The sequence below is a fragment of the Streptomyces sp. NPDC048461 genome (assembly GCF_055587105.1).
On sequence record NZ_JBVJGW010000001.1, the window covers coordinates 366,555 to 393,324 of the forward strand.

Annotated in this window: 16 protein-coding genes; 8 read left to right on the plus strand and 8 right to left on the minus strand. The window is 72.6% G+C overall.

The features are described 5' to 3' along the window. Positions 1–9: 9 nt before the first annotated feature. Positions 10–366: a thioredoxin family protein gene (locus tag ACZ6S8_RS01640; protein ID WP_469451429.1), complete on the plus strand. Its 357-nt coding sequence runs from the start codon at positions 10–12 to the stop codon at positions 364–366. Here the strand turns inward: ACZ6S8_RS01640 and glgB are convergent. The 4 genes from glgB to ACZ6S8_RS01660 all read right to left on the minus strand — a co-directional run bounded on the left by glgB (position 356) and on the right by ACZ6S8_RS01660 (position 7,972). Further along, complete coding sequence (glgB, locus tag ACZ6S8_RS01645; RefSeq protein WP_469451431.1) at positions 356–2,644, minus strand: 1,4-alpha-glucan branching enzyme; 2,289 nt, start codon at positions 2,642–2,644, stop codon at positions 356–358. The genes ACZ6S8_RS01640 and glgB overlap by 11 nt on opposite strands. Continuing rightward, positions 2,641–4,086, minus strand: coding sequence for a maltokinase N-terminal cap-like domain-containing protein (locus ACZ6S8_RS01650; RefSeq protein ID WP_469451433.1), 1,446 nt, complete (start codon positions 4,084–4,086; stop codon positions 2,641–2,643). Before ACZ6S8_RS01650 ends, glgB begins: the two co-directional genes overlap by 4 nt. A gap of 173 nt (positions 4,087–4,259) precedes the next feature. Further along, positions 4,260–5,981 (minus strand): maltose alpha-D-glucosyltransferase, encoded by a 1,722-nt coding sequence (gene treS, locus ACZ6S8_RS01655; protein ID WP_469451435.1) that lies wholly within the window; start codon positions 5,979–5,981, stop codon positions 4,260–4,262. Continuing rightward, positions 5,978–7,972: an alpha-1,4-glucan--maltose-1-phosphate maltosyltransferase gene (locus tag ACZ6S8_RS01660; RefSeq protein ID WP_469451437.1), complete on the minus strand. Its 1,995-nt coding sequence runs from the start codon at positions 7,970–7,972 to the stop codon at positions 5,978–5,980. The genes treS and ACZ6S8_RS01660 overlap by 4 nt, the downstream gene beginning before the upstream one ends. Before the next feature lie 656 nt (positions 7,973–8,628). Here ACZ6S8_RS01660 and ACZ6S8_RS01665 point away from each other — a divergent pair. Continuing rightward, positions 8,629–9,129, plus strand: a complete 501-nt coding sequence (locus ACZ6S8_RS01665; RefSeq protein ID WP_469451439.1) for a hypothetical protein — start codon at positions 8,629–8,631, stop codon at positions 9,127–9,129. A gap of 158 nt (positions 9,130–9,287) precedes the next feature. Then, positions 9,288–11,924: an alpha-glucan family phosphorylase gene (gene glgP / locus ACZ6S8_RS01670; RefSeq protein WP_469451441.1), complete on the plus strand. Its 2,637-nt coding sequence runs from the start codon at positions 9,288–9,290 to the stop codon at positions 11,922–11,924. A 31-nt stretch (positions 11,925–11,955) separates the two neighbouring features. Here the strand turns inward: glgP and ACZ6S8_RS01675 are convergent, their stop codons facing one another. After that, positions 11,956–12,969, minus strand: coding sequence for an Lrp/AsnC family transcriptional regulator (locus ACZ6S8_RS01675; RefSeq protein WP_469451443.1), 1,014 nt, complete (start codon positions 12,967–12,969; stop codon positions 11,956–11,958). Positions 12,970–13,121: 152 nt separating this feature from the next. On the opposite strand from ACZ6S8_RS01675, the gene ACZ6S8_RS01680 reads away from it, so the two are divergent. Both ACZ6S8_RS01680 and ACZ6S8_RS01685 read left to right on the plus strand, forming a co-directional pair. Next, positions 13,122–14,660, plus strand: a complete 1,539-nt coding sequence (locus tag ACZ6S8_RS01680) for an MFS transporter (RefSeq protein WP_469451445.1) — start codon at positions 13,122–13,124, stop codon at positions 14,658–14,660. A 169-nt stretch (positions 14,661–14,829) separates the two neighbouring features. Beyond that, the gene (locus ACZ6S8_RS01685; protein ID WP_469451446.1) at positions 14,830–15,474 is read left to right on the plus strand and encodes a hypothetical protein; all 645 of its coding nucleotides are present in this window, start codon (positions 14,830–14,832) and stop codon (positions 15,472–15,474) included. A gap of 19 nt (positions 15,475–15,493) precedes the next feature. Here the strand turns inward: ACZ6S8_RS01685 and ACZ6S8_RS01690 are convergent, their stop codons facing one another. Both ACZ6S8_RS01690 and ACZ6S8_RS01695 read right to left on the minus strand, forming a co-directional pair. Next, complete coding sequence (locus tag ACZ6S8_RS01690; protein ID WP_469451448.1) at positions 15,494–17,029, minus strand: nitronate monooxygenase; 1,536 nt, start codon at positions 17,027–17,029, stop codon at positions 15,494–15,496. Between the two features lie 248 nt (positions 17,030–17,277). Then, positions 17,278–19,485, minus strand: coding sequence for a M4 family metallopeptidase (locus tag ACZ6S8_RS01695; RefSeq protein WP_469451884.1), 2,208 nt, complete (start codon positions 19,483–19,485; stop codon positions 17,278–17,280). 443 nt (positions 19,486–19,928) lie between these two features. On the opposite strand from ACZ6S8_RS01695, the gene ACZ6S8_RS01700 reads away from it, so the two are divergent. Beyond that, on the plus strand, positions 19,929–21,404 hold the full coding sequence (locus ACZ6S8_RS01700; RefSeq protein ID WP_469451450.1) for a sugar transferase: 1,476 nt from the start codon (positions 19,929–19,931) through the stop codon (positions 21,402–21,404). 18 nt (positions 21,405–21,422) lie between these two features. Here ACZ6S8_RS01700 and ACZ6S8_RS01705 read toward each other — a convergent pair whose 3' ends face one another. Then, positions 21,423–22,367, minus strand: coding sequence for a GDP-L-fucose synthase family protein (locus tag ACZ6S8_RS01705; protein ID WP_469451451.1), 945 nt, complete (start codon positions 22,365–22,367; stop codon positions 21,423–21,425). 239 nt (positions 22,368–22,606) lie between these two features. Between ACZ6S8_RS01705 and gmd the strand changes: the two genes are divergently transcribed. Both gmd and ACZ6S8_RS01715 read left to right on the plus strand, forming a co-directional pair. Next, the gene (gmd, locus tag ACZ6S8_RS01710) at positions 22,607–23,620 is read left to right on the plus strand and encodes a GDP-mannose 4,6-dehydratase (protein ID WP_469451452.1); all 1,014 of its coding nucleotides are present in this window, start codon (positions 22,607–22,609) and stop codon (positions 23,618–23,620) included. A 247-nt stretch (positions 23,621–23,867) separates the two neighbouring features. Next, complete coding sequence (locus tag ACZ6S8_RS01715; protein WP_469451454.1) at positions 23,868–26,651, plus strand: CBM96 family carbohydrate-binding protein; 2,784 nt, start codon at positions 23,868–23,870, stop codon at positions 26,649–26,651. Positions 26,652–26,770: the final 119 nt, after the last annotated feature.

Below are 26,770 nucleotides of genomic sequence, written 5' to 3' on the forward strand. Positions count from 1 at the left end.
GGACCAGGCATGAGGGCTCACGGCGTGGACCAGGTGACCGACGAGGGCTTCGACGCCCAGGTGCTCGGCGAGCGGGGCCGGACCGTCCTCGTGGAGTTCACGGCGGACTGGTGCGGCCCCTGCCGCCAGCTCGCCCCCGTGCTCTCCGCGATCGCCGCCGAGGAGGCGGACCGGCTCAAGGTGGTGCAGATCGACGCGGACACCAACCCCGCGACCCTCGCGCGGTACGGGGTGCTGTCCATGCCGACCCTGATCGTCTTCCGGGACGGCGAGCCCGTACGCCAGATGGTCGGGGCCCGGGCCAAGCGCACGCTGCTCCGGGAACTGGAGGAGCACCTGGCCGGGGCCCCCGCCGCTACGGCCTGAACCAGACCGTGGCCAGCGGCGGGAGGGTCAGCCGCAGGCTGGCCGCCCGCCCCTGGGCCGGCACCGGCTCCGGGCGCAGCGGCGCCGTGTGGTGGATGCCGCTGCCCCCGTAGCGCTGCATGTCGGTGTTGAGGACCTCCCGCCACAGCGGGACCTCCTCCGGCACCCCGAGCCGGTAGCCGTGGCGGACCACCGGCGAGAAGTTCGACACCGCCAGCAGCTGCGAGCCGTCCTGGGCGTACCGCAGGAAGGCGAAGACGTTGTCCTCGGCGGCGTCGCCCTCCACCCAGGCGAAGCCCTCCGGGACGCTGTCCCGCTCCCACAGCGCGGGCGCCGCCGCGTACGTGCGGTTCAGGTCGCCGACCAGGCGGCGCACCCCCTGGTGGTCCTCGGCCGCCGGGTAGGAGCTGTCCAGCAGCCACCAGTCCGGTCCGTACATCTCCGACCACTCCGACCCCTGGGCGAACTCCTGCCCCATGAACAGCAGTTGCTTGCCCGGATGGGCCCACATGAAGCCCAGGTACGCCCGGTGCGCGGCCCGCTTCTGCCACCAGTCCTCACCGGGCATCTTCGACACCAGCGACGCCTTGCCGTGCACCACCTCGTCGTGCGAGATCGGCAGCACGTAGTTCTCGCTGAACGCGTAGACCATCCCGAAGGTCATGTCGTGGTGGTGGTACTTGCGGTGCACCGGCTCCTTCGACATGTACCGCAGGGTGTCGTTCATCCACCCCATGTTCCACTTCAGCCCGAAGCCGAGCCCGCCCGCGTCGGTCGGCCGGGTCACGCCCTCCCAGGCCGTGGACTCCTCCGCGATCGTCACCACGCCCGGGCAGCGCCGGTACACGGTGGCGTTCATCTCCTGGAGCAGTGCCACCGCGTCCAGGTTCTCCCGCCCGCCGTGCTCGTTGGGCGACCACTCGCCCTCGGTGCGCGAGTAGTCGAGGTACAGCATCGAGGCGACCGCGTCCACGCGCAGCCCGTCGACGTGGAACTCCTCGCACCAGTACACGGCGTTGGCGACGAGGAAGTTGCGGACCTCCTTGCGGCCGTAGTCGAACTCCAGCGTCCCCCAGTCCGGGTGGGCGGCCCGCCGCGGGTCGTGGTGCTCGTACAGCGGGCGGCCGTCGAACTCGGCGAGCGCCCATTCGTCGCGCGGGAAGTGCGCGGGCACCCAGTCGACGATCACCCCGATCCCGGCCCGGTGCAGGGAGTCCACCAGGAAGCGGAAGTCGTCCGGCGAGCCCATCCGGGAGGTCGGCGCGTAGAAGCCGGTGACCTGGTAGCCCCACGAGCCGCCGAAGGGGTGCTCGGCGACGGGCATCAGTTCCACGTGGGTGAAGCCGAGCTCCTTCACGTACGCCGGGAGCTGCTCCGCGAGCTGCCGGTAGGAGAGCCCGGGACGCCAGGACGCCAGGTGCAGCTCGTACACCGAGAACGGCGCCTGGTGCGGCGGCCGGGCACCGCGCCCGGCCATCCACCGCGCGTCGTTCCACTCGTACGTCGAGACCGTGACGACGGAGGCGTTGGCCGGCGGGACCTCGGCGGCCCGGGCCATCGGGTCGGCGCGCGTGGTGTGGCTGCCGTCGGGGCGCGTGATGTCGTACTTGTACAGCGTCCCGGCGCCGACGCCCGGCAGGAACAGTTCCCACACGCCGGTCGAGCCGAGCGAGCGCATCGGGTAGGCGACGGAGTCCCAGTAGGAGAAGTCCCCGGTGACGCGGACGCCCTGGGCGTTCGGCGCCCACACCGTGAAGCGGGTGCCGGCCACCCCCTGGTGCTCCATCACCCGGGAGCCCAGCGCCGTCCAGAGCTCCTCGTGGCGCCCCTCGCCGATCAGGTGCAGGTCCAGCTCGCCCAGCGCCGGCAGGAACCGGTAGGGGTCGTGCACCTCGATCTCGTCGCTGTCGTACGCCACCAGCAGCCGGTAGTCCGGCACCTCGGCGAGCGGCAGCAGCCCCGAGAACAGCCCGTCCCCGTCGTCGAAGAGCTCGGCCCGCAGCCCCTTGGCGACGATCGTGACGGCCTTGGCGTACGGGCGCAGCACGCGGAAGGAGACGCCGCCCCGCTGCGCGCGGGCGCCCAGCACCCCGTGCGGGTCGTGGTGGCGGCCCTCCAGCAGCCGGGCCCGGTCCCCTGCGCCCAGTGGGGGCGCCGGCCGGACCCCGTGCGCGGGGGCGGCGCGGCGGGCGCGGGGGGTGCGGGGCTTTCTCGCGGCCGGGGCGGGGGCCCCGGACTCGTCGCGGACGGTCGGTGACGGCTGTCGTGCGGCGCTCACGCGAGCGGCCTCCTCGGGGGCTTCTGATGGGGGTGCGGGGAGAGGGAGCCCGGAGCGGCCGGGGTGGGCGGCACGCGGTGGGCGGGGCGGACGGGTTCCGAGAGCCGCCGGATCGCGGCCATCGGGACGTGCAGCCAGTCGGGGCGGTGCCGGAACTCGTAGCGGGCCTCGTACACCGCCTTGTCGGTCTCGTACGCCCGCAGCAGCACCGGGTCCTCGCGGGGGTCGCGGCCCGTGGTGCGGGCGTAGCCCTCGCAGAAGGCCGCCCGGCAGTCGTCGGCCCAGGCGGGGGCGAACGGCCGGTGCGAGCGGGCGGCGTAGTCGAAGGAGCGCAGTATCCCGGCGATGTCGCGCACCGCCGGTTCGGGACGGCGCCGGTCGGCCAGCGGCCGGGCCGGCTCACCCTCGAAGTCGATCAACGACCACGAGCCGTCGAGGGTGCGCAGGGTCTGCCCCAGATGGAGGTCCCCGTGGATCCGCTGGGCGGACACCCCGGCCCCCCGGGAGGCGGCCAGCGCGTCGAAGGCGCCGCGCAGCCCCGCCTCGAAGGTCCGCAGCGCGGGCACCTCCCGGGCGGTGGCGGCCAGCCGCGCCGTCATCCCGGCGGCCAGCCGGGCGGTCTGCTCCGGGCCGAGCGCGACGGTGGGCAGGGCCGAGGCGAGCGCGCTGTGCACCTCGGCGGTGGCCCGGCCGAGCGCGTGCGCCTCGGTGGTGAACTCGGCTCCGTCGGCGAGCCGGCGCAGCGCGAGCTGCCAGCCGTCGTCGGAGCCGCGCAGGTACGGCTGCAGGACGCCCAGGGTCAGCGGCTCGCTGCCGGCCAGGTCGGCCTCGTACCAGGCGACGGGCGCCGGGACGCGGGTACATCCGGCGGCGGCCAGCGCCCGGGGCAGCTCCAGGTCCGGATTGACTCCGGGCCCGACCCGCCGGAACACCTTCAGGATGTACGAATCCCCGTAGATCAGCGAGGAGTTGGTCTGCTCGCCGGACAGTGGCCGGGGCGTCAGCCCGGCCGGGATCGGCGCGTCCGGGTCCCGGTCGAAGCGGAGCGGGCCGAGCGCACCGGGGGCGCGCAATCGTTCCAGCAGCATGGCCGCGAGGCGGGGGTCGCCCAGTGCCTCGTAGACCGCCCTGCCCGCGTACGGGCCCTCCTCGGCGTGGCCGATCAGCGCGGGCGCGAGGGCGGGCGGCAGGGACGGGCGCACGCCCAGCAGCAGTTGGTAGCAGTCCCCGTCCACGTCGAGGAGCAGGTGCAGCAACCCGGGGGCGGACCCCGGGGGGAGCAGCTCGGCGGCCGATACGGCCCTGAGCCTGGTGATGGACCGGCCCTTGCCCGCGAACCAGCGCTGCGCGGGCAGCCAGGCCCTGAGCATCGGTTCCAGCGGGCCGATCCCGGTGGCCCGGTCGGCCGTCAGCCGACTCCGGGCGGATGCTGCCTCCGACATGGCGTCGCGTCCTTTCCCCGGGCCGTCACAGAATGCGCAGAGTGTCCCGGATGTGCGGCAGTTGCTTCTCCGGTATGTGCGAGTGTCGGGTCAGGATGATCCGTACAGGGGCGGGCGATTGACCCATTCGCGTGCGCCCGCCCCGTTCTCGGGCCCGGTTCGCCCGTATCCGGCTACTGCTCGGCGCGCAGCTCGGTGCGCGTCTCGTTCCGGAGGCGGAACCAGTAGAAGCCGTGTCCCGCCAGGGTCAGCAGGTACGGCCATTCGCCGATCGCCGGGAAGCGCACGTCACCCGTGAGTTCCACCGGGATCCGTCCGTTGAACGACCGCAGGTCCAGCTCGGTGGGCTGCGCGAAGCGCGAGAAGTTGTGCACGCACAGCACCAGGTCGTCCCCGTGTTCACGGAGGAATGCCAGGACCGCCGGGTTCGACGACGGCAGTTCCGTGTACGAGCCCAGTCCGAAGGCGGGGTTTGCCTTGCGGACCTCGATCATCCGGCGGGTCCAGTGCAACAGCGACGAGGGCGATGCCATGGCCGCCTCGACGTTGGTGACCTGGTACCCGTGGACCGGGTCCATGATGACCGGCAGGTTCAGCCTGCCCGGATCGCAGGAGGAGAAACCGGCGTTGCGGTCCGGGGTCCACTGCATGGGCGTGCGCACACCGTCGCGGTCGCCGAGCCAGATGTTGTCGCCCATGCCGATCTCGTCGCCGTAGTACAGCACCGGCGAACCCGGCAGCGACAGGAGCAGGGCGGTGAACAGCTCCATCTGGTTGCGGTCGTTGTCCAGCAGCGGGGCGAGCCGGCGCCGGATGCCGATGTTGGCCCGCATCCGCGGGTCCTTGGCGTACTCGGCGTACATGTAGTCGCGCTCTTCGTCCGTGACCATTTCGAGGGTGAGCTCGTCGTGGTTGCGCAGGAAGATGCCCCACTGGCAGCGCTCCGGGATCGCCGGGGTCTTGGCCAGGATTTCCGAGACCGGGTAGCGGGACTCCCGCCGCACGGCCATGAAGATGCGGGGCATGACGGGGAAGTGGAACGCCATGTGGCACTCGTCCCCGCCCTTGGAGAAGTCGCCGAAGTAGTCGACGACGTCCTCGGGCCACTGGTTGGCCTCGGCGAGCAGCACGGTGTCCGGGTAGTGCGCGTCGATCTCGGCGCGGACGGCCTTGAGGAGGGTGTGGGTGCGCGGCAGGTTCTCGCAGTTGGTGCCCTCCTCGGCGTACAGGTAGGGCACGGCGTCGAGGCGGAAGCCGTCGATGCCGAGGTCGAGCCAGAACCGGAGCGCCGAGACGATCTCCTCCACCACGGCCGGGTTCTCGTAGTTGAGGTCCGGCTGGTGCGAGAAGAAGCGGTGCCAGTAGTACTGCTTGCGTACGGGGTCGTACGTCCAGTTCGAGGTCTCGGTGTCGACGAAGATGATGCGGGCGTCCTGGTACTGCTTGTCGTTGTCGGCCCACATGTAGTAGTCGCCGTACGGACCCTCGGGGTCCTTGCGGGACTGCTGGAACCACTCGTGCTGGTCGCTCGTGTGGTTCATGACGAAGTCGATGATCACCCGCATGCCGCGCTGGTGCGCGGCGTCCACGAACTCCACGAAGTCGGCGAGGTCGCCGAATTCGGGGAGCACGGAGGTGTAGTCGGAGACGTCGTAGCCCCCGTCGCGGAGGGGTGAGGCGAAGAAAGGCGGGAGCCAGAGGCAGTCGACGCCGAGCCACTGGAGGTAGTCCAGCTTGGCGGTGAGCCCCTTGAGGTCTCCCACGCCGTCGCCGTTGCTGTCGTGGAAGGAGCGGACGAGGACTTCGTAGAAGACCGCCCGTTTGAACCAGTCGGGATCGCGGTCCTTGGCGGGGGTGTCCTCGAAGGTGTCGTGGACGGGATCGTTGATCATCATGTGGTGGGTGACCCTCCGGTGGGCGGGGACGGTCGCAGAGCGGCCAGCACGTGCGCGGGCGTACGGCCCGGCTCTAGGCGCACGTAGTTCGCCCTGCCCCAGTGATAGGTCTCGCCGGTGAGCTCGTCGCGCACCGCGAGGGACCCGTGCCAGTCGAGGCCGAGTACCGGCATGTCCAACGAGACCGTCGCCTCCTGGGTGTGGTGCGGATCGAGGTTGACGACCACCAGTACGGAATTGGCTCCCGCGTGCTTCGAATAGGCGATCACCTGTTCGTTGTCGGTCGAATGGAAGTGGATGTCGCGCAGCTGCTGGAGTGCGGGGTTGCGCCGGCGGAGCCGGTTCAGTGCGGTGATCAGCGGGGCGATGCTCGTGCCGTCGCGGTCCGCGGCCGCCCAGTCGCGTGGCCGGAACTCGTACTTCTCGGAGTTCAGGTACTCCTCGCTGCCCGCCCGCACCGGGGTGCCCTCGCAGAGCTCGTACCCGGCGTAGACGCCCCAGGCGGGGGAGAGGGTGGCGGCGAGGACCGCCCGCACCTCGAAGGCCGGACGGCCGCCGTGCTGAAGGTACTCGTGGAGGATGTCGGGGGTGTTGACGAAGAAATTCGGCCGCATGACGGAGGCCGACCGGGTGTCCGACAGCTCGGTCAGGTACTCGGTGAGCTCGGCCTTGGTGTTGCGCCAGGTGAAGTAGGTGTACGACTGCTGGAAGCCGACCGCCGCGAGCGTGCGCATCATCGCGGGGCGGGTGAAGGCCTCGGCGAGGAAGATCACATCCGGGTCCGACTTGTTGATGTCCGCGATCACCTTCTGCCAGAAGACGACAGGCTTGGTGTGCGGATTGTCGACGCGGAAGATCCGGACGCCGTGCTCCATCCAGTACCGCAGGATCCGCACCGTCTCCTGCACGAGGCCGGCCATGTCGGTGTCGAAGTGGATCGGGTAGATGTCCTGGTACTTCTTCGGCGGGTTCTCGGCGTACGCGATCGTCCCGTCGGCGCGGTGGCGGAACCACTCCGGGTGCTTCTCCACCCACGGGTGGTCGGGGGAGCACTGGAGGGCGAAGTCCAGCGCGATCTCCAGGTCCAGCTCGCGGGCGCGTGCCACGAAGGCGTCGAAGTCCTCGATGGTGCCGAGGTCGGGGTGGACGGCGTCGTGCCCGCCCTCGGTGGAGCCGATCGCCCACGGCACGCCCGGGTCCCAACTCCCGGCGGAGAGCGTGTTGTTCGGGCCCTTGCGGTAGGTCGAGCCGATCGGGTGGATCGGTGGCAGGTACACCACGTCGAAGCCCATCCCGGCGATCGCCGGCAGCCGCTCGGCGGCCGTGCGGAACGTTCCGCTGACCGGAGCCGTGCCCGGCTCGACCACGGCCCCCTCCGACCGGGGGAACATCTCGTACCAGGAGCCGAAGAGGGCCCGCTTGCGCTCGACCAGCAGGGCGAGCGGCTTCGCGGCGCTCACCAGCTCGCGGTACGGGCGCTTCGCGAGGGCGGCGTCCACAGCGGGGCCGAGGGCCGCCGCGTACCGCTCGGCGACGGGCCGGTCCTCGTCCCGCAGGACGTCGGCGGCGGCGAGCACGGCCGCCCGGCCGTCCCGCTTGGGAATCTTGGCGCCGGCCCGCGCGAGGAGCTCGGCGCCCTCCAGGAGCACCAGCCCGGTGTCGATCCCGGCGGGGATCTTGATCGCCGCGTGGGCCCGCCAGGTGGCCACCGGGTCGCTCCACGCCTCGACGGTGTACGTCCACCTCCCCTCGACCTCGGCGGACACCCGGGCCCCCCACCGGTCGGTACCGGGGGCGAGCTCGCGCAGGGGCACGGGGGGCCGGAGCCGCCCGCTCGGATCTCTCAGGACGACGTGGGCTGCCACGGCGTCGTGTCCCTCGCGGAACACGGTGGCCGAGACCTCGAAGACCTCGCCGACCACCGCCTTGGCGGGTCTGGCGCCGCAGTCGACGGCGGGGCGGACGTCCAGCACGGGAATGCGACCGATCATGATGGGATCACCTGGGGGCAGTTCGCAGGGCTCGGTGACAACAGGCCAGCCGGTATCACGGCTGGTAGTGCACGCTCTGTTCGCTCTGTTTCTAGCCGCTCGGAAGACGGCTGGGCTGCGGGCATGGCCGCTCCTGTCCGCGTTCACTCGGGTGGCGGGAGAGGTTGGGGGCGGGTGCGCCGTGCGGGTACCACACGTACCCGGGGAGCCCTTCCCACTCTGACCCCGCCCAACCCGGGCGGTCGGTTAACTACTCGTACGTAGTGAGCACCGGCTGTACCGGGCCCCGGCCCGCGTCCTCCGAGGCTCCGTCAGCTCACGGAAGGCCGGGGGATGGACGCCGGGACACCACCTGTCAGACCCGTCCCACGGGCCCCGTGTGCGGGCGGGGGCCGGACCTGCGGTCGCCGCTCTCACGGACATGGTCGTGGGCCCCTCCTCCCGGACCCTGCTGCCTGGAGCCGCGGGCGGCGCGGGCGGCGCACGCGGCGGGCGGGGGCGTCGGGGGCGGAGGCGGCCTTCCGGGCCCGCGTGGCCGGCGTACGGCCGTACCGTCGCGACGACACCCTGGTCTCCTCCTCGGTTTCCCCCACGGGTGCCGCGCATTCGCCCCCGCCCCAAGTAGGCCGGTTCCCGCCCCCGCTCCGACCCCACCGATGACCGGGCGGGCCTACGCGTACACCGGGCCGCCGGAACTCCGCGCGCTCGTCCGGGCCGCCCTGCGGGGGACACCGGTGCGGGCGGCCGGGGATCTCGCGGCGTGGGACGGCGACCTCGCGGAACCCTGCACCTACGTGGTGGACCTGGACGGGGTGCTGCGGATCGCCCCGCGCCGCAGCGAGCACGTCGTCTGCGCGGGCGGCGCCCCGGTGCTCGCGGCCGGGGAGCTGCGGTTCGACCGGGAGCCGTGGACGGCGGTGGAGGTGAGCAACATGTCGACCGGCTACTGCCCCGACCTCGCCTGCTGGCCGGCGGTGGCCGTGGCCTTGGACCGGGCGGGGATCGCCCGCCCCGGCGGGTTCACGCACGCGGTGGTTTTCCGCCGGTGCGAGGTCTGCGGGGAGCACAACGTGGTGCGGGACGCGTGGTTCGTGTGCGTCTTCTGCGACGCGGACCTCCCGGCGCGGTGGAACGTGGACCCGGGCCACCGGTCGTAGGTCCGCCGTCCGCGGGCGGGGCGGCGGCGGGGTGGGGGCGGGTGGGCGAGGCGGCATGGTCGGGAGGCGTTCGGCTCGCTAGCCTTCCCGGGGTGATGCGCGGGTGCACAGCGTGGTGCGGCCGCTCCGATCCGCAATCCCCTGCGAAGGTGGAACGTGTGAAGGCTATCCGTCGGTTCACCGTGCGCCCCGTCCTCCCGGAGACCCTGCTGCCGCTCACCGACCTCGCGCGCAACCTGCGCTGGTCGTGGCATGCCGAGACCCGCGAACTCTTCCAATCCGTCGACCCCGAGGGCTGGCAGGCCTCCGGCGGCGACCCCGTCCGGCTGCTCGGCGCCGTCTCCGCGGCCCGGCTCGCGGAACTGGCGGCCGACCGCCGGTTCCTGCGGCGCCTCGCCGTCGCCGCCGCCGACCTCGACGACTACGTCAACGGCGGGAGGTGGTACCAGGGCCAGGAGACCGCGGGCGGCCTGCCCGCCGGGATCGCCTACTTCTCGCCCGAGTTCGGGATCACCGCCGCCCTGCCCCAGTACTCCGGCGGCCTCGGCATCCTCGCCGGGGACCACCTCAAGGCCGCCAGCGACCTCGGCGTCCCGCTCATCGGCGTGGGACTGCTCTACCGCCACGGCTACTTCCGCCAGTCCCTCTCCCGCGACGGCTGGCAGCAGGAGCACTACCCCGTACTCGACCCCAACGAGCTCCCCCTCGACCTGCTGCGCCAGGACGACGGCACCCCCGCCCGGGTCTCGCTGACCCTCCCCGGCGGCCGCGCCCTGCACGCGCACGTCTGGCAGGCCCGCGTCGGCCGCGTACCGCTGCTGCTCCTCGACTCCGACGTCGAGGACAACGACCTGGCGGCCCGCGAGGTGACCGACCGGCTCTACGGCGGCGGCAGCGACCACCGCCTGCTCCAGGAGATGCTGCTCGGCATCGGCGGCGTGCGCGCGGTGCGCGCCTACTGCGCGATCACCGGACACCCCGACCCCGAGGTCTTCCACACCAACGAGGGCCACGCCGGCTTCCTCGGGCTCGAACGCATAAGGGAACTGGAGCGCGAGCAGGGCCTCGGCTTCGACGCCGCCGTCGAGGCGGTGCGCGCCGGAACGGTGTTCACCACGCACACCCCCGTCCCCGCCGGCATCGACCGCTTCGAGCGCGGCCTCGTCGCCCGGCACTTCGGGGACGGCGGGGAACTGGCCGGCGTACCCGTCGACCGGATCCTGGAACTGGGCGCCGAGTCGTACCCCGGAGGCGACCCCGGGGTGTTCAACATGGCGGTCATGGGGCTGCGCCTGGCCCAGCGGGCCAACGGGGTGTCCACCCTGCACGGCGCGGTCAGCCGGGAGATGTTCGCCGGCCTGTGGCCCGGCTTCGACCCGGCCGACGTACCCATCACCTCGGTCACGAACGGCGTGCACGCCCCGACCTGGGTGGCCCCCGAGGTGGTCAGGCTCGGCGCCCGCCAGATCGGCGCCGGCCGCACCGAGGACGCCCTGTCCGTCGGCGGCTCCGCCCGCTGGGACGCCGTCGCCGAGATCCCCGACCAGGACGTGTGGGACCTGCGCCGGGTGCTCCGCGAGCAGCTGGTCCAGGAGGTGCGGGACCGGCTGCGGGCGTCCTGGCGCCAGCGCGGCGCCGCCGAGGCCGAGCTGGGCTGGGTGGACTCCGTGCTGGACCCGGACGTGCTCACCATCGGCTTCGCCCGGCGCGTGCCCTCGTACAAGCGCCTGACGCTGATGCTGCGCGACCCGGACCGGCTGCGCAGGCTGCTGCTGGACCCGGAGCGGCCGGTGCAGATCGTGGTCGCGGGCAAGGCGCACCCCGCCGACGACGGCGGGAAGCGGCTGGTCCAGGAGCTGGTGCGGTTCTCCGACGACCCGCGGGTGCGCCACCGGATCGTGTTCCTGCCCGACTACGGCATGGCCATGGCGCAGAAGCTCTACCCGGGCTGCGACGTCTGGCTCAACAACCCGCTCCGGCCGCTGGAGGCCTGCGGCACGAGCGGGATGAAGGCCGCACTGAACGGCTGCCTCAACCTGTCCGTGCTGGACGGCTGGTGGGACGAGTGGTTCGAGCCCGACTTCGGCTGGGCCATTCCCACCGCCGACGGCCTGGGCGCGGACGAGGACCGGCGCGACCACCTGGAGGCCAACGCCCTCTACGAGCTGATCGAGAGCCGGGTCGCACCCCGGTTCTACGACCGGGTCGGACGCGGCGGGCTCCCGGTGCGTTGGATCGAGATGGTCCGGCGCACGCTGGTCTCGCTCGGCCCGCGCGTGCTGGCCGGCCGGATGGTCCGCGAGTACGTGGAGCGGCTCTACGCCCCGGCCGCGCTCGCCCACCGGGCCCTGACCCCGGAGGCGGCGCGCGACCTCGCCTGGTGGAAGGGGCGGGCCCGCGCGGCCTGGCCGCGGGTGGCCGTCGAGCACGTGGAGGCCGTCGCCGCGGCCCCCGTGAACGGCACCGCCGAACTCGGCGCCACCCTCACCCTGCGCGTGCGGGTCGCGCTGGACGCGCTCACGCCCGAGGACGTCGAGGTGCAGGCGGTCGCCGGGCGGGTGGACCCGCAGGACGTGATCCGCGACGGGCGGTCCTTCCCGCTCAAGCCCGCCGCGGGACCCGACCTGGAGGGCCGCTGGGTGTACGAGGGCCCGCTCGCCCTCGACCGTACGGGGCCCTTCGGCTACACGGTGCGCATCCTGCCCGCCCACCCGCTGCTGGCGGTCCCGGCCGAACTCGGCCTGGTCGCCGGACCCGTGGACACCGACGCGGGGGGCGGCGTACTGCTGCGCTGACCCCCGCACCCGCGGGGACCGCGCGGCGGGCTCAGGGGGCGGGCGGCGGGTCCACCAGCCGCCCGTCCTCCACGAGCATCCCGGCCCGCTTGACGGTCCGCAGGTTCGGGATCAGCTCGACCTGCTGGATGCCGGGCACCGCGCCGATCCGCTCCGTCAGGTACGTGTAGAGGGCGTCGGTGTCCCGGCACACCACCACTGCCATCAGGGAGGCCGCCCCGGTCACGGCCGCCGCGAACGGCACCTCCGGATGGCTGCCGATCGCGGCACCCACCTCCGCCAGCCGGGCCGGCGGGACCGTCAGGACCAAGGTGGCCTCCGCCTCGTAGCCGAGGTGCGCCGGGACGATCTCCACGTCGAAGAAGACCGCCCCCGACGCGCGCAGCCGCTCCAGCCAGCGCCGGGCGGTGGACTCCGACAGGCCGGTGGCGCGGGCCAGCTCCGGAAAACCGGCGCGGCCGTCCTGGCCGAGCACCGCCAGCAGGGCGAGTTCCGTCTCGTCCAGGGCGTACCGCTCCGGGCCGGGCTCCACCGGCGGCCGCTCCAGGGCGGCGACCTGTTCCGGGCGCAGTACGTCCAGACCGGCCCACGCCTCCGGCCCGCCGAAGAACTTCCGCAGGATGGTGTGGGCGGCGATGCCGGTCACCCGGCGGGTGCGCGGCAGCTTCTCCAGCAGCAGGGCGTCCCGGTCCTGGCGGGTGCGCGCCCGGGTCATGCACTGGATCTCCGTACCGCCCGAGTTCAGCGTCACCCACGCGATGTCCGGGCGGCGGGCCAGCGCCTCCGCCACCGGGAGCGCCGCGTCCGGCGCGCACTGCACGCGCAGCCAGGACTCGAAGAGGCCGACCCGGCGTCCCAGCGGCAGGGCGACCACGCGGACCAGGCCGGTGGTGCGCAGCCGGCGGTAGCGGCGCACGACGGTCTGGTCGGAGACCTCCAGCACCTCCGCGAGCCGGGAGAAGGAGGCCCGGGCGTCGAGCGTCAGGGCCTGGACGAGGGCGCGGTCGAGCTCGTCCAGCGGGCCGCCGTGCGGGGTCGGATGCATGGTTTCCATCATTCCAGGCCTTCCCGCTACCGGAATCCGGCAGGCGGCGGGTGCTGGTTAAGGGGTGCGGTCGCCGCGCTGGGACCGTGAGGGGGTCGCCGGAACCCTCCGGGGCCCGCCACCACCCCCCGCACCCCAGAAGGGTTCCCGCCATGCGCAAATGGCTGCCGTTGACCGCGGTCTGCCTCGGGGCGTTCATGCTGCTCGTGGACGTCACGATCGTCACCGTCGCCCTGCCGGACATGTCCGCCGACATGGACACCGGTTTCGCCGGCCTCCAGTGGGTCATGGACGTCTACGCCCTGGCCCTGGCCGCCCTGCTGCTCGGAGCGGGCTCGCTCGCCGACCGGATCGGGCGCCGCCGCGTCTACCTCGGCGGGCTCGGGCTGTTCGCCGCGGCCTCGCTCGCCTGCGGCCTGGCCACCGGCCCGGCCGAGCTGATCGCCTTCCGCGCCCTCCAGGGCATCGGCGGCGCCGCCATGTTCGCCACCACGATGGCCCTGCTCAGCGGGGCCTACCAGGGCCGCGACCGCGGGGTGGCCTTCGGCGTCTGGGGCGCGGTCAACGGCGCGGCCGCGGCCGCCGGGCCGATCGTCGGCGGGCTGCTCACCGAGCAGTTCGGCTGGCGCTGGATCTTCTTCATCAACCTGCCGCTGTGCGCGCTGGCCGTCTGGGTCACCCTCAAGGCCGTCGCCGAGTCCCGCGACCCGCACGCCAAGGGCCTCGACCTGCCCGGCATGGCGACCTTCACCGCGGGCGCCGCCGCCGTCACGTACGCCATGATCCGCGTCGGCGAGAACGGCTGGACCTCGCCCGCCACCCTGGGGCTCCTCGCCCTGGGCGCGGCGGCCTTCGGCGCGTTCGTCCTCGTGGAGCTGCGCAGCTCCCGGCCGATGCTGGACCTCTCCCTCTTCCGCAGCCGCACCTTCGTCGCCGTCATGGCCGCCGGACTGCTGCTGTCCGGGGCGGCGTTCTCGTACCTGATGTACGTCTCCCTGTGGCTGCAGTCCGCCGAGGGGATGAGCCCGGTGGGGGCGGGCCTGGTGCTGGTGCCGCTGAGCGCGGCGGCCTTCCTGGTCTCCGCCGTGGCCGGGCGGCTGCTGCACGGCGCCCCGGCGCGGCTGACCATCGGCGGCGGCCTGCTGCTCATCGGCGTCGGCGCGCTGCTCCAGGCCTGGATGCTGGACGCCGGCGACGGCTGGTCCGCGCTGGTCCCCGGGCTGCTGGTGACCGGCGCGGGCGTGGGTACGGCCACGCCGGCGCTCGCCGCCACCGCCATGGGCGCGGTGGCCCCGGCCCGCGCGGGCATGGCGGGCGGGGCCCTGAACACCGCGCGCCAACTGGGTACGGCGCTCGGGATCGCCGTGCTCGGTGCGGTCTTCCACGCCGGGCTGCGCTCCGGCCTGGGCGAGGCCGGGCACGGGCTGTCGGAGCCGCTGGCCTCCGGCGGGGCCGGGCAACTGCTGGCCGCCGCACCGGCGGGCCCGGCGCACGACACCCTGGCGGGCCTGGTGGACGCGGCCTTCGCGAGCGGGCTGCGGGAGACGTTCCTGGCCTCGGGGGTGATGGGTCTGGCGGGCGCGCTGGCGGTGTTCCTGCTGATCCGCCGCCCGGCCGCGACGCCGCCGGCCACCGCCGCGGTCCCGCCCGCCCGCGCCGCGGGGGCTCCCGCACCGGCGCCGCGGCCGTGACGTGGGGGGTCCGGCCGCGCGCCGCGCGGCGGGACCTCACGGGTGAACCTTCGAACGTGCTGCGCATGGCGAACCGTTTCCGTGACCCCGTCCGCTCCTACGCTGCCCGCGGACGCCACGGGACCCGGCGTCCGAGGAACCCGCGGAACCCGAGGAACGGACCACCCCCATGCGTCTTCGCACCACCGCCGTCGTGCTCGCCGGCGCCCTCGCCCTGGCCCTGCCCACCGCCGGCCCGTCGCTGGCCGACGACGGGGGCCGCGGCCTCGGCGTGCTGGACTACCGGTACTCCGACGAGGACGGCGACGACCGCCGGGGGCAGATCCGCCCCGCGGACAACGACACGTGCTACCTGCTCACCGGCACGTCGCGGCGGAGGCCGGCCGTCGAGGTGCGCAACGAGACGGAGTCCCTGGCGCTGCTCTTCGAGAACGGCGGCTGCGCGGGCAAGGCGGCGAAGGTGCTGAGGCCGGGCGAGCGGGCGCGGAACGTGGAGGTCGTGGCGGCCTTCTTCCGGCCGGTCGACGGGCACGACCACGGCCGCCCCGGCGGCGGCCGTGACGACCAGGGCCGTGACGACCAGGGCCGTGACGACCAGGGCCGTGACGACCAGGGCCGCGACGACGAGGGCCGCGACGACCAGGGCCGCGACGACCAAGGCCGGCCGGGCAACGGCGACTGGCAGGGCGGTGGCCGCGACGACCAGGACGGCGCGGACTCCGGCCGCCCCGACGGTCCCGGCAACGCGCCCCGTCCCGACGGCGCAGGCGCGCAGGAGGACCTCCTGGCCACGGTCTTCCGCCGCATCGGCTGACCGGGACCGCCCCGGGGCGTCAGCCCGTCCGGTCCGGCCGCGCGGCGCCGTTCCCGGCCCCCGCCGCCAGCCAGCGCACCACGTCCGCCGCCGTGTACGGACCGGCGTCGGGGGAGAGGCGCGGCAGGAACGACAGGTCCTTGCCGATGGTCACGATCGGCGGCTCCACCCGGCCGCCGGGCCGCCGCTGGGCCAGCCCGATCGTGGCCAGCAGGCCGTTGCACAGGCACTGGCGTCCCTCCGCGTCGGCGGCGTCCCCGCCCTTGCGCACGTACGCCGCCACCGGCTCGGCGGCGCACCGGTAGGCGAGCCCGCGCGGGCCGCGCACCGGCGTACGGAGGAAGCCCAGGTCGCACACCCGGCGCCGGGCCGCGGCCACCTCGGGGTCGGAGACCGTACCCGCGAGCTCCGCCACCTTGAAGGGGAACGAGGTGGGCGAGGCCGCGGGGTCGTTGCGGACCACGAGGGTGCCGGCGCGGGCCCGCTCCAGCAGGTCCTCGCGCAGGGTGCGGGCCATCCCGGACTCCTCGCACAGGGCGAAGGCGCTGCCGACCTGGACCCCGGCCGCCCCCAGGGCCCGGGCGGCGGCCACCGCCTCGGGGCTCGCCTGGCCGCCGGCGAGCCAGAACGGCAGCCCGAGCGCCGCCATCCTGGCGAGGTCGGGCCGGTCGCGCGGCCCGTAGACCGGCTCGCCCGCCCCGTCGAGCCGCATCGGCCCGCGCGGCGGAGCGCTGTGCCCGCCGGCCCCGCTGGTCTCGATCACGAAGCCGTCGGGGCGGGTCGCCTCGTCGCGTGCCAGGTAGGCCGCGAGCACCGGCAGCGAGACGATGGCCAGGACCTCCGGGCGGCGCAGCGGGCCCGGGAGGTGCCCCGCCAGCAGGGCCGCGGGGTCGAAGACGTGGTCGAGCGGCTCCTCGGAGCCCTCTACGGAGATCCGGGTGACGCAGCGTTCGTAGCGCGCCAGCCGCGTGGCGAGGGCAGGGATCTGGCCGGGGACTCCCGCGCCCACGAGCACGTGGTCGACGCCTGCCAGGATCGCGCCGAACATGGCGGGGGCGGTGGCCAGCTGGATCTTCTCCAGGTAGTTGACGCCGACGAGGCCATCGTGTCCCTCCTTCGCGAGCCACACCTCGGCGAAGTTGCCGAGGACGGTGAGGATTTCGGCCTGGGCCCCGCCCGTGGCCCGCAGTCGCGGAGCGGTCCGCATCGGGGCGCCCGCGCCCAGCCCGCCCTCGCGGAAGTAGCAGTCGAGTGCGGACCGGGCGAGTTCGGGGAGCGGGAAGGCGGCCAGGGCGCGGCGGGCGTGCCCGCCGGGGTCGCCGGTCTGCAGGACGCGGGCCAGGACGACGTCCAGCGCCGTTCCGGAGACCACGCCCAGCTGGCCCTCCCGGGACACCGCCCTGGCCAGCCGCCACCCGGACACCCCGACGCCCATGCCGCCCTGGATCAGCCAGGGCCGCCGCACGTCGGGGACGGTCGCGGGCACCGGCGGCACGGGGCCGGGCGGCACGGGGGCCGGCAGCACGGGGACCGGCGGCGCGGGGGTCAGCGGCATGGGGCACGTCCTCGGAATCACCCGAACCTACGCTTCCGTAGGTTCGCTGGACTCCACTATCCCCCCGCCGCGGCGGCGCGCACGGCGCCGAAGGTCCCGGGCGCCAGGGGAGCAGGTCCCGCGGTGCGCGGGCCCGTGGAAACGCGGTCAATGGGACAGGGCCGCCCGGGGAGGTTTCCTCCCGGGCGGCCCCGTGTCTAACGGTGCGGCTCCCGCCGCTCAGCAGCTGGTCGTCCGGCCCCGGAGGGTCAGAAGGTGAGCTTCCAGCTGTCGATCTTGCCGACGTCCGCGCTGGCCAGGTCGGCGACCCGCAGCTTCCAGACACCGTTGGCGACCTCGGCGGAGGCGTTCACGGTGAAGGACTGGACGATGTTGTCCGCGCTGCCGCCGGTGCGGTTGCGCAGGTTGTAGACGGTGCCGTCCGGGGCGACGAGGTCGACCTTCAGGTCACCGACGTAGGTGTGCAGGATGTTCACGTCCACCTTGAGGGTGCTCGGAGCGTTGCCCGAGCGGTTCACGGTGATCGGGGACTCGACCGTCGCGTTGTCGGCGATGGCGTAGTCGGTCGTGTTCTCGAAGACGCTCGGCTGGCTGGTGCCGACGGTCCAGGTGAAGGACGCCGTACCCGTCTTGCTCGCCGAGTCGGTCACCGTGACGGTCACGTTGGACGTGCCCGCGGTGGTGGCCGTGCCCGAGATCAAGCCGGTGGAGGAGTTGATCGACAGACCGGCCGGCAGGCCGCTCGCCGCGTAGCTCAGCGCGCCCGGGGAGGTGCTGGTGGCCTGGACCTGCAGGCTCACCGCGCCGCCCACCTGGGTGTTCTGGTTGGCGATCGGGTTGACGGTGACGCCGGAGACGATCCGGGGACCGACGTTGACGCCGGCCCAGGCGTTGGCCACGTTGTTGTAGATGGTGGAGCCCTGGCCGTACAGGTCGGCCGCGGCCTTCAGCGTCTGGACGCGGGCGTCCGCGTAGTTGGTGTTCGACTTGAAGTAGCCGACCGTCAGCGCGCGGAACCAGATCTTCGAGGCGGCGTCGCGGCCGATCGCGGTGACCGGCAGGCCGTCGGAGGTCGGCGAGTCGTAGCTCACGCCGTTGACGACCTTGGCGCCCGAGCCCTCGGAGGCCAGGTAGTACCAGTGGTTGGCCGGACCCGAGGAGTAGTGGACGTCGATGGAGCCGATGCCCGAGTACCACGCGTCCTTGGACGAGCCGTCCTTGCTCGGCTTGTCCATGTAGCGCAGCGGGGTGCCGTTGCCGCGGATGTCGATCTTCTCGCCGACGTTGTAGTCGCCGACGTCCTGCGGGTTGTTGGCGTAGAACTCGACGGCCGCCGCCATGATGTCGGAGGTCGCCTCGTTGAGCCCGCCGGGCTCCCCGCTGTAGGTCATGTTGCCGGTGACCGAGGTCAGGCCGTGCGTCATCTCGTGCGCGGCCACGTCGGTGGAGGTGAGGGGCTTGGCGTTGCCGTCACCGTCGCCGTACGTCATGCAGAAGCAGGAGTCCTGCCAGAAGGCGTTCACGTAGTTGTTGCCGTAGTGGACCCGGGTGTACGGGGCCACGCCGTCGTTGCGCAGGCCGTTGCGGCCGTGCACGTTCTTGTAGTAGTCCCACGTGACCGCGGCGCCGTAGTGGGCGTCGGCGGCGGCCGTCTCCAGGTTGGCCGGCAGGCCGTTGCCCCAGACGTCGTCCGGGCCGGAGAAGAGCGTGCCGGTGCCCGAGGAGCCCCGGTTGAGGTTGTACGTCTTGTGGTTGCCGCGCGCCGCGTCGGTCAGGTTGTACGTGCTGCCCGACTGCGTGGTCCCCAGCGTCACCTGGCCGCTGTACATGGTGTTGCCGGTACCGGTCTCGACGGCCTGCCACTCGGTGATCTTGGCGCCGGTCCTGGCGTCGGTCACCACGTGCAGCTCGTTCGGCGTCCCGTCGTGCTGGAGACCGCCGACGACCGTCTCGAACGCGAGGACCGGAGCGCCCGTGGCCGCCCAGATCACCTTGCGGGCGCCCTTGGAGGCCTTGGCCTCCTTGGAGCCCTCGGCGTTGGCGGCGGCGACCGCCTGGCCCTCGGCGGCGGCCGGGGTGACCGTGGCGGTGGTGTCCGCGACCTTGATCTCGTGGTTGGTCGCCTTGGTCACGCTCTGGGTGACGCCGCCCTTGGCGTGGACGGTGAGGTCACCGCCGAGCACCGGAAGACCGTCGTAGGTGCGCTCGTACGAGGTGTGCGTGGTTCCGTCCGCGTCCTTGACGACGTCGCGGACGACCAGCTTCTCGCCGCTGCCGAGGCCGAGGGCCCTGGCAGCCTGCGCGGTGGTGGAGTTGGCCTCGGCGAGGAGCGTCGCACGCTCCGAAGCGCTGAGTTTGACGTTCGCCGCGCCTGGGTTGGGCTGGGCGGCCGTACGTGCCTGCGACGCGGTGGCGTCGGCGGTTGCGGTGCCGGTCTGTATACCGACGGCGAGCATGGCTGCCGCGGCTACGAGCGCGCCGGCCGCGGTGGCACGCCTCTGGGGGGTGGACCTCAACGCAGACTCCTTCTGCAAGGGGGGTTCCGGACGGCTGGGTGGGCCTCCGGGCAGATCAGGGCTGGTGCGATGAACGGTCGAAGAGTGACACCTACGGCACGCGATGTCAGGGCCGCGTCAAAAGGTTGGCTGGAAACGGTCCGTTGTCCGAAGTGACGTATCCGGTATCCGAACCATTCACCTTTGTGTGCCGCGGAAAGGCGTCCGGCATTCGGAACGGTTGGTACCGGTTGCTAACGCTTGGGCAACAAGAGGTCTCGTTGACGCAAACGGCATTTACCGTACGGGCGTTTGTCGTACTGTTTCCCGGTGCGGCAGATGTCCGTTGCCAGGGGAAGCCATGGACAGCCGTCACTGTCATAGACCACGTGCCAGGGGGGCCCATGAGGCATGTCCATTTTCCTGCGCAAAGAGTGGCCAGGACGGCCCAGGAGTCCGCTGTGCCCGTTCGGAGGCTCGGTGACAAGGCCCGCTGGTACCTGCCCGCGGCCGTCTCCGCCGACGTCCTGGGCGCGGCCGTACCGGTGGGACTCGTCTTCGCGGCCGCCGAGCAGGTCCGGCCGCTCTACTGCGCCCTCGGCGCCGCGCTCGCCTGGACCGGGGTACAGGCCCTGCGCCGCCGCTACACCGCCCGTTCGCTCGGAGAATCGCGCGGAGTCCTGCCGGTCGTACACGACTGGCTGATTCTCATCGGCGTCCTCGCCGTGGCCCGCGTGGTGACCGAGGAGGACACCCCCCGGCTGTCCGCGCTCGGGGCCCTGCTGCCCGCGCTGCTCATCACCGTCGCCTGCCACAAACTGACCTACCGCCACCTCTCCGCCGCCCGTCGCGAGGCCCAGGCCGTCAGCCGCGTCCTCGTGGTGGGCGAGCCCGACGCGGCCGAGGACGTCATCGCCCACCTCGCCGCGCGCACCGACCACCCGTACGTCGTCGTCGGCATGGTCCCGGTCGGCGCCGGCGACCTCGCCAGCGGAGTCCCGGTCGCCGCCCGCCTCGGCGAGACGATGCCGGAGGCCTCCCACGGGGACTCCTCCGCCGTCCTCGGCGCCGTCCGCAGCCACCACGCCGACCTGGTGCTCGTCGCCCCCGGCGCACGCTTCGCGGGGGAGCGGCTGCGCCGCGTGGCCTGGGCCCTGCACGACGCGGGCCTGGAACTCGCCGTCTTCCCCGGTCTGGTGGAGGTATCCGTCAAGCGGCTGGAGACCCTGTCCGCCGGCGGGCTCGCCATGCTGCGGGTCGTCCCGCCGGTCAGCCGCGGCGTGCAGACCGTCCTCAAGTCCGCCCTGGACCGGGCCGGCGCCGCGGTCGGGCTGCTGCTGCTCTCCCCGTTCTTCCTGGGGATCGTCCTGTCGATACGGGTCGGCTCGCGCGGCCCGGCCTTCTACCGCCAGCGGCGCATCGGCCGCGACGGCGTCCCCTTCGTCATGTGGAAGTTCCGCACGATGGTCGTGGACGCCGACGCGCGGAAGGCCGAACTGGCCGGGGCGAACGAGAACGACGGCCTGATGTTCAAGATGCGCCGCGACCCCCGGGTCACCCGCGTCGGCCGGCTGCTGCGCCGCACCTCCATGGACGAACTGCCCCAGCTGCTCAACGTGCTCACCGGGCACATGTCCCTGGTCGGCCCGCGCCCGCCGCTGCCCGAGGAGGTGGCGCAGTACGACGACGTCGAACTGCGCCGGCTCAGCGTGCGGCCCGGGATGACCGGGTTGTGGCAGATCAGCGGGAGATCCGATCTGTCCTGGGATGAAACGATTCAGCTCGACCTGCAGTACGTCGACAACTGGTCCTTCACCAGTGACGTCGACGTCATGGGCCGCACGCTCCGCGCCGTCGTCGACGGTCGCGGGGCGTACTGAGGGGCCGATGCCTTGAGATCAGCCCTGCTCGCGCCACCACCGGTAGGTGGAGGCGATGCCGTCCCGCAGCGGGATGCCGGGCTTCCAGCCGAGCGAGGTCAGACGGGACACGTCCAGCAGCTTGCGGGGCGTCCCGTCCGGCTTGGAGGTGTCCCACGCGAGCCGGCCCCGGAAGCCGGTCACCTCGGCGACCGTCTCGGCGAGCTCCTTGATGGTGAGGTCCTCGCCGCAGCCGATGTTGACCGGCTCGTCCCCGTCGTAGGTGTTCAGCAGCACCGCGCACGCGGCGGCCAGGTCGTCCACGTGCAGGAACTCCCGGCGGGGGGTGCCGGAGCCCCACAGGGTGACCTCGTCGCGCCCCTCGGCCGCGGCCTCGTGGAAGCGGCGGACCAGGGCCGGCAGGACGTGCGAGGACTCCAGGTCGAAGTTGTCGCCCGGGCCGTAGAGGTTCGTCGGCATGGCCGAGATGAACGAGGCCCCGTACTGCTTGCGGTACGACTGGACCTGGACGATGCCCGCGATCTTCGCGAGGGCGTACGCCTCGTTGGTCGGCTCCAGCGGGCCGGTCAGCAGGGCGTCCTCGCTGATCGGCTGCGGGGCCAGCTTCGGGTAGATGCAGGAGGACCCGAGGAACAGCAGGCGGTCCACGCCGGCGGCGTGCGCCCCGGCGATGACGCTCAGCTGGATCTTGAGGTTGTCCTCCAGGAACTGCACCGGGTACGTGCTGTTGGCCATGATGCCGCCCACCTTGGCGGCGGCCAGCACCACGGCGTCCGGGCGGACGTCCTTCAGGTACGCCCCGGTCGCGCCGCCGTCGCGCAGGTCGAGGTCGGCACGGCCCCGGGTGAGCACCTCGTGGCCGTCGGCGGTCAGGCGGCGGGCGACCGCGGAGCCCACGAGGCCGCGGTGGCCCGCGACGAAGACGCGGGCGTTCGGGGGCAGGAGCGGCAGCGAACTTGTCATACCGCCGATGATGCCAGTCCGCTCCCGCCCGGGTCCGCCCGGTCCACCACCCGGCGCCCGGCCGCCACGGGCTCCAATCCACTGCAAAGCCAGCCGGAACGGGCGTGTACGGTACCCATCCAGCCCCCGGGCGGCGGCCCGCACGCGCGGCGCGCCCCCTGCCGGGGCGGTCCGCCGCACACACCCCGAGGCGCAGCCTCACCACGACGAACAGCACCGACCACCACCAAGGGGAACCCATGGGCAAGACCGCACTGATCACCGGCGTCACCGGGCAGGACGGCTCGTACCTCGCAGAGCTGCTCCTCTCCAAGGGCTACACGGTGCACGGGCTCGTGCGGCGGTCCTCCAGCTTCAACACGGAGCGGATCGACCACATCTACCAGGACCCCCAGACCGCGAACCGGTCCTTCGTCCTGCACCACGCGGACCTCTCCGACGGCGTCGCCCTGGTGAACCTGCTGCGCGAGATACAGCCCGACGAGGTCTACAACCTCGGCGCCCAGTCCCACGTCCGCGTCTCCTTCGACGCCCCGCTCTACACGGGCGACGTCACGGGCCTCGGCGCGCTGCGGCTGCTGGAGGCGATCCGGGCCAGCGGGATCGACACCCGCATCTACCAGGCCTCGTCCTCGGAGATGTTCGGCGCCACCCCGCCCCCGCAGAACGAGGGCACGCCGTTCCACCCGCGCAGCCCGTACGGCGCCGCCAAGGTCTTCGCGTACTGGACCACGGTGAACTACCGCGAGGCCTACGGCATGTTCGCCGTGAACGGCATCCTCTTCAACCACGAGTCCCCGCGCCGCGGCGAGACCTTCGTGACCCGCAAGATCACCCGCGCGGTCGCCCGGATCAAGTCCGGCCTGCAGGAGAAGCTCTACCTCGGCAACCTCGACGCCGTCCGCGACTGGGGCTACGCCCCGGAGTACGTCGACGCCATGTGGCGGATGCTCCAGCAGGACGAGGCCACCGACTACGTGGTCGCCACCGGCGTGGCCGCCTCCGTGCGCGAGTTCGTCGAGGCCTCCTTCTCCCACGCCGGTCTCGACTGGAACGAGCACGTGCGCTACGACCCCAAGTACGAGCGCCCCAGCGAGGTCGACGCCCTCATCGGCGACGCCTCCAAGGCGAACGAGCTGCTCGGCTGGAAGCCGACGGTCCTGGTTGCGGAACTGGCCAAGATCATGGTCGACGCCGACATCCGCCAGGTCGAGGACCAGCTGGCGGGCGTGACGGTCCGCATCGACCGCTGAGGCCTTATATTTCCCCTACGATTTGCCGTGTTCCGGTCACGTGCGCCGCTTTGCGCGGGCGTGACCGGGGCAAACCTGCCGTATGTCCGTAGTGCACCCTCCGTGCTGAACCCGGTTGATTCCAAGTTGGTATGCAATGGGTCAAGGGAGGTGACCGGGCCCTTGCGTGAGCCCTAGTCTGCGCCCAGTACATATGGCTGTTCGGATAGTTTCAGCCATCAAACCGGGCGATTGCCCTGGGGGGCTCATGCGTAGATCCAGAGGGCTGACTGCTGCCCTCGTCCTGTCACTGGCCGGTGCCGGCACCGGTATCGGCCTGGTGCTGATGCCTCAGGCGTCCGCCATCACCGCGCCGGTGGCATTCACCGCCGACAACCTGCCGACCTGGCAGACGAACGGCGTCGTCTGGGCCATGGCCCAGGCCAACGGAACCGTCTTCGCCGGCGGCACCTTCTCGTCGGTGCGTCCGCCCGAGGGCGCCGCGGGCGCCGAGCAGGACGCCGTCAACTTCGTCGCGCTCGACGCCGCGACGGGCAACCCGACCGCCTGCAAGCTCTCCTTCACCGTGGGCGAGGGGACCGCGACGGTCCGCACGCTGGTCGTCTCGAAGGACAACAAGACCCTGTACGCGGGCGGCTACTTCGGAGCCGTCAACGGCACCCCGGTCTCCAGCGTCGCCGCGATCGACATCGCGAGCTGCACCCCCAAGGCCTCGTTCCACCCGAGCTTCGCCGCCACCGTGCGCGGGCTCGCCGTGACCGACGACACCCTGTACGCGGCCGGCGACTTCTTCACCGTCGAGGGCCAGGGCCGCGAGCGGTTCGCCGCGGTCGACGCCTCCTCCGGTGCGCTGAAGCCCTTCAAGGCCGACGCCGACGAGCCGGGCCGCGCCGTCGAGGTCACCCCGGACGGCAAGAACGTACTGCTGGGCGGCGACTTCTTCTCCGTCAACGGGTCCAACACGCACGCCCTGGCCGTGGTGAACTCCACCACCGGTGCGGTCACCAAGACCTACACCAACATCCCGTCGAACTCGGTCGTCAAGGACATATCCACCGACGACACCGGCTTCTACACGGGCAACGAGGGCTCCGGCGGCGGCGTCTTCGACGGCCGCATCGGCCTCAAGCTGAGCGACTTCACCGAGAAGTGGCGCGACCGCTGCCTCGGCGCCACCCAGTTCGTCCTGCCCTACGACGGAGTGCTCTACAGCTCCTCGCACGCGCACGACTGCTCCACCGAGCTGGAGTTCCCCGACGGCAAGCGGAACTTCCTGCTGGCCCAGCCGACCAACCACGAAGGCGCCGCCCCCGCGCCCGTGGACGGCTTCGTGCGCGGCCCGGCGAAGCTCGGCTGGCACCCCACGGCCAACGACGGCATGGAGCTGACCGAGGGCATCGGCCCGCGCGTCATGGCCGTGGCCGAGAAGAACGACGTCAAGTACATGTGGGTCGGCGGTGAGTTCACCCTCATCAACGGCAAGCCGCAGTGGGGTCTGACCCGCTTCGCCTCCACCGGCGACGTCGGCGCCCCCACCACCCCGGTCGCCAGCGCCGGCAGCGTCAAGCCCGGCGAGGCCCAGGTCCGCTGGCGCACCAGCTACGACGCGGACGACAGCAAGCTGACGTACCGCGTCTACCGCAACGGCTCGGGCTCCCCGATCCACACCATGACCGCCGACTCCCTGGAGTGGCAGCGTCCCCAGGCCTCCTGGAACGACACCACGGTCAAGGCCGGCCAGTCGTACACCTACCGCGTGACCGCCACCGACGCCGCCGGCAACACCAGCGCGCTGTCGGCCACCGTCTCGGTGACGATCCCGACCTCGGTCCAGTCGTACCCGAACCAGGTCCGCGCGGACGGCGCCCAGCTGTACTGGCGCTTCGACGACACCGTCAGCCCGTACGTCGCCGACTCCTCGAACGGCGGCAACACCAGCGGCATCCAGCTGAACGCCCCGGCCCTGCGCCAGACGCCCGGCGCCGTCACCGGAGCCAGCACGGCGATGGGCTTCAACGGCACCAGCCAGCAGGTCTACAGCGACCACCGCCAGACCGTCGGCAGCCAGTACTCCATCGAGACCTGGTTCAAGACGAACTCCTCGCGCGGCGGCAAGCTGATCGGCTTCGGCAACAACACCGACCGCAGCAGCGGCTCGAACGACAAGCACATCTACATGACCAACACCGGTCGCCTCGTCTTCGGTGTCTACAACGGCTCGACCAGGACCATCTCCACCGGCCTGTTCGACACGTTCAACGACAACAAGTGGCACCACGTGGTCGGCACCCAGGGCCCCGGCGGCCTCACGCTGTACGTCGACGGCCAGAACAAGGGCACGCTGAACGCCACCAGCACGCAGAACTACGCGGGCTTCTGGCACGTCGGCGGCGACAACCTGTCCGGCTGGCCCACCCGCCCGACGAGCAACTTCTTCACCGGACAGCTCGACGAGGCGGCCGTCTACCCGACGGCGCTCACCCAGGCCCAGGTCAAGAACCACTTCGACCTGGCCAAGGCCCCCTCCGACACGGTCTCCAAGGTCACCGCGACCGAGGACACCTACATCAACCAGGGCGCTCCGAACACCGCCTACGGCACGGCGAACTCGCTCGCGGTGCGCGGCACCTCGGCGTACGAGTCGTACCTCCGCTTCGACCTCCCGGCCGCTCCGGCCGGACAGGTCCTGAAGTCCGTCTCGCTGCAGGTCAAGACCACCACGCAGGCGGGCGCCGGCACCGCCGACACCGTCTCCGTGGTCCCGGTCACCGGCACCTGGAGCGGTGCGGGCACCACGTTCAACACCAAGCCGACCCTCGGCACCACCCCGCTCGGCAGCATCGCGGGCGTGCCGGACGGCTCGGCCGTACACGGTGTGGAGCTGGACACGGCCGCGGTCTCCGCGGTCCTGGGCAGCAGCTACAGCCTGGGCCTGAAGAGCACGGGCACCGACCCGCTGTGGCTCTGGTCCTCGGAGGCGACCGCCGCGGACGCCGCTCCGCAGCTGGTCCTCACCTTCGGCCCGAAGTAACCGATCGACGGCGTGGGGGGGCCCGGCCGGTACCGCCGGGCCCCCCCCCCCCGGGCCCCCCCCCCCAGAAGGGGGGCCACCCATGTTAACCCCGGACGCCCCGGCGGCGGTTTTGCGGG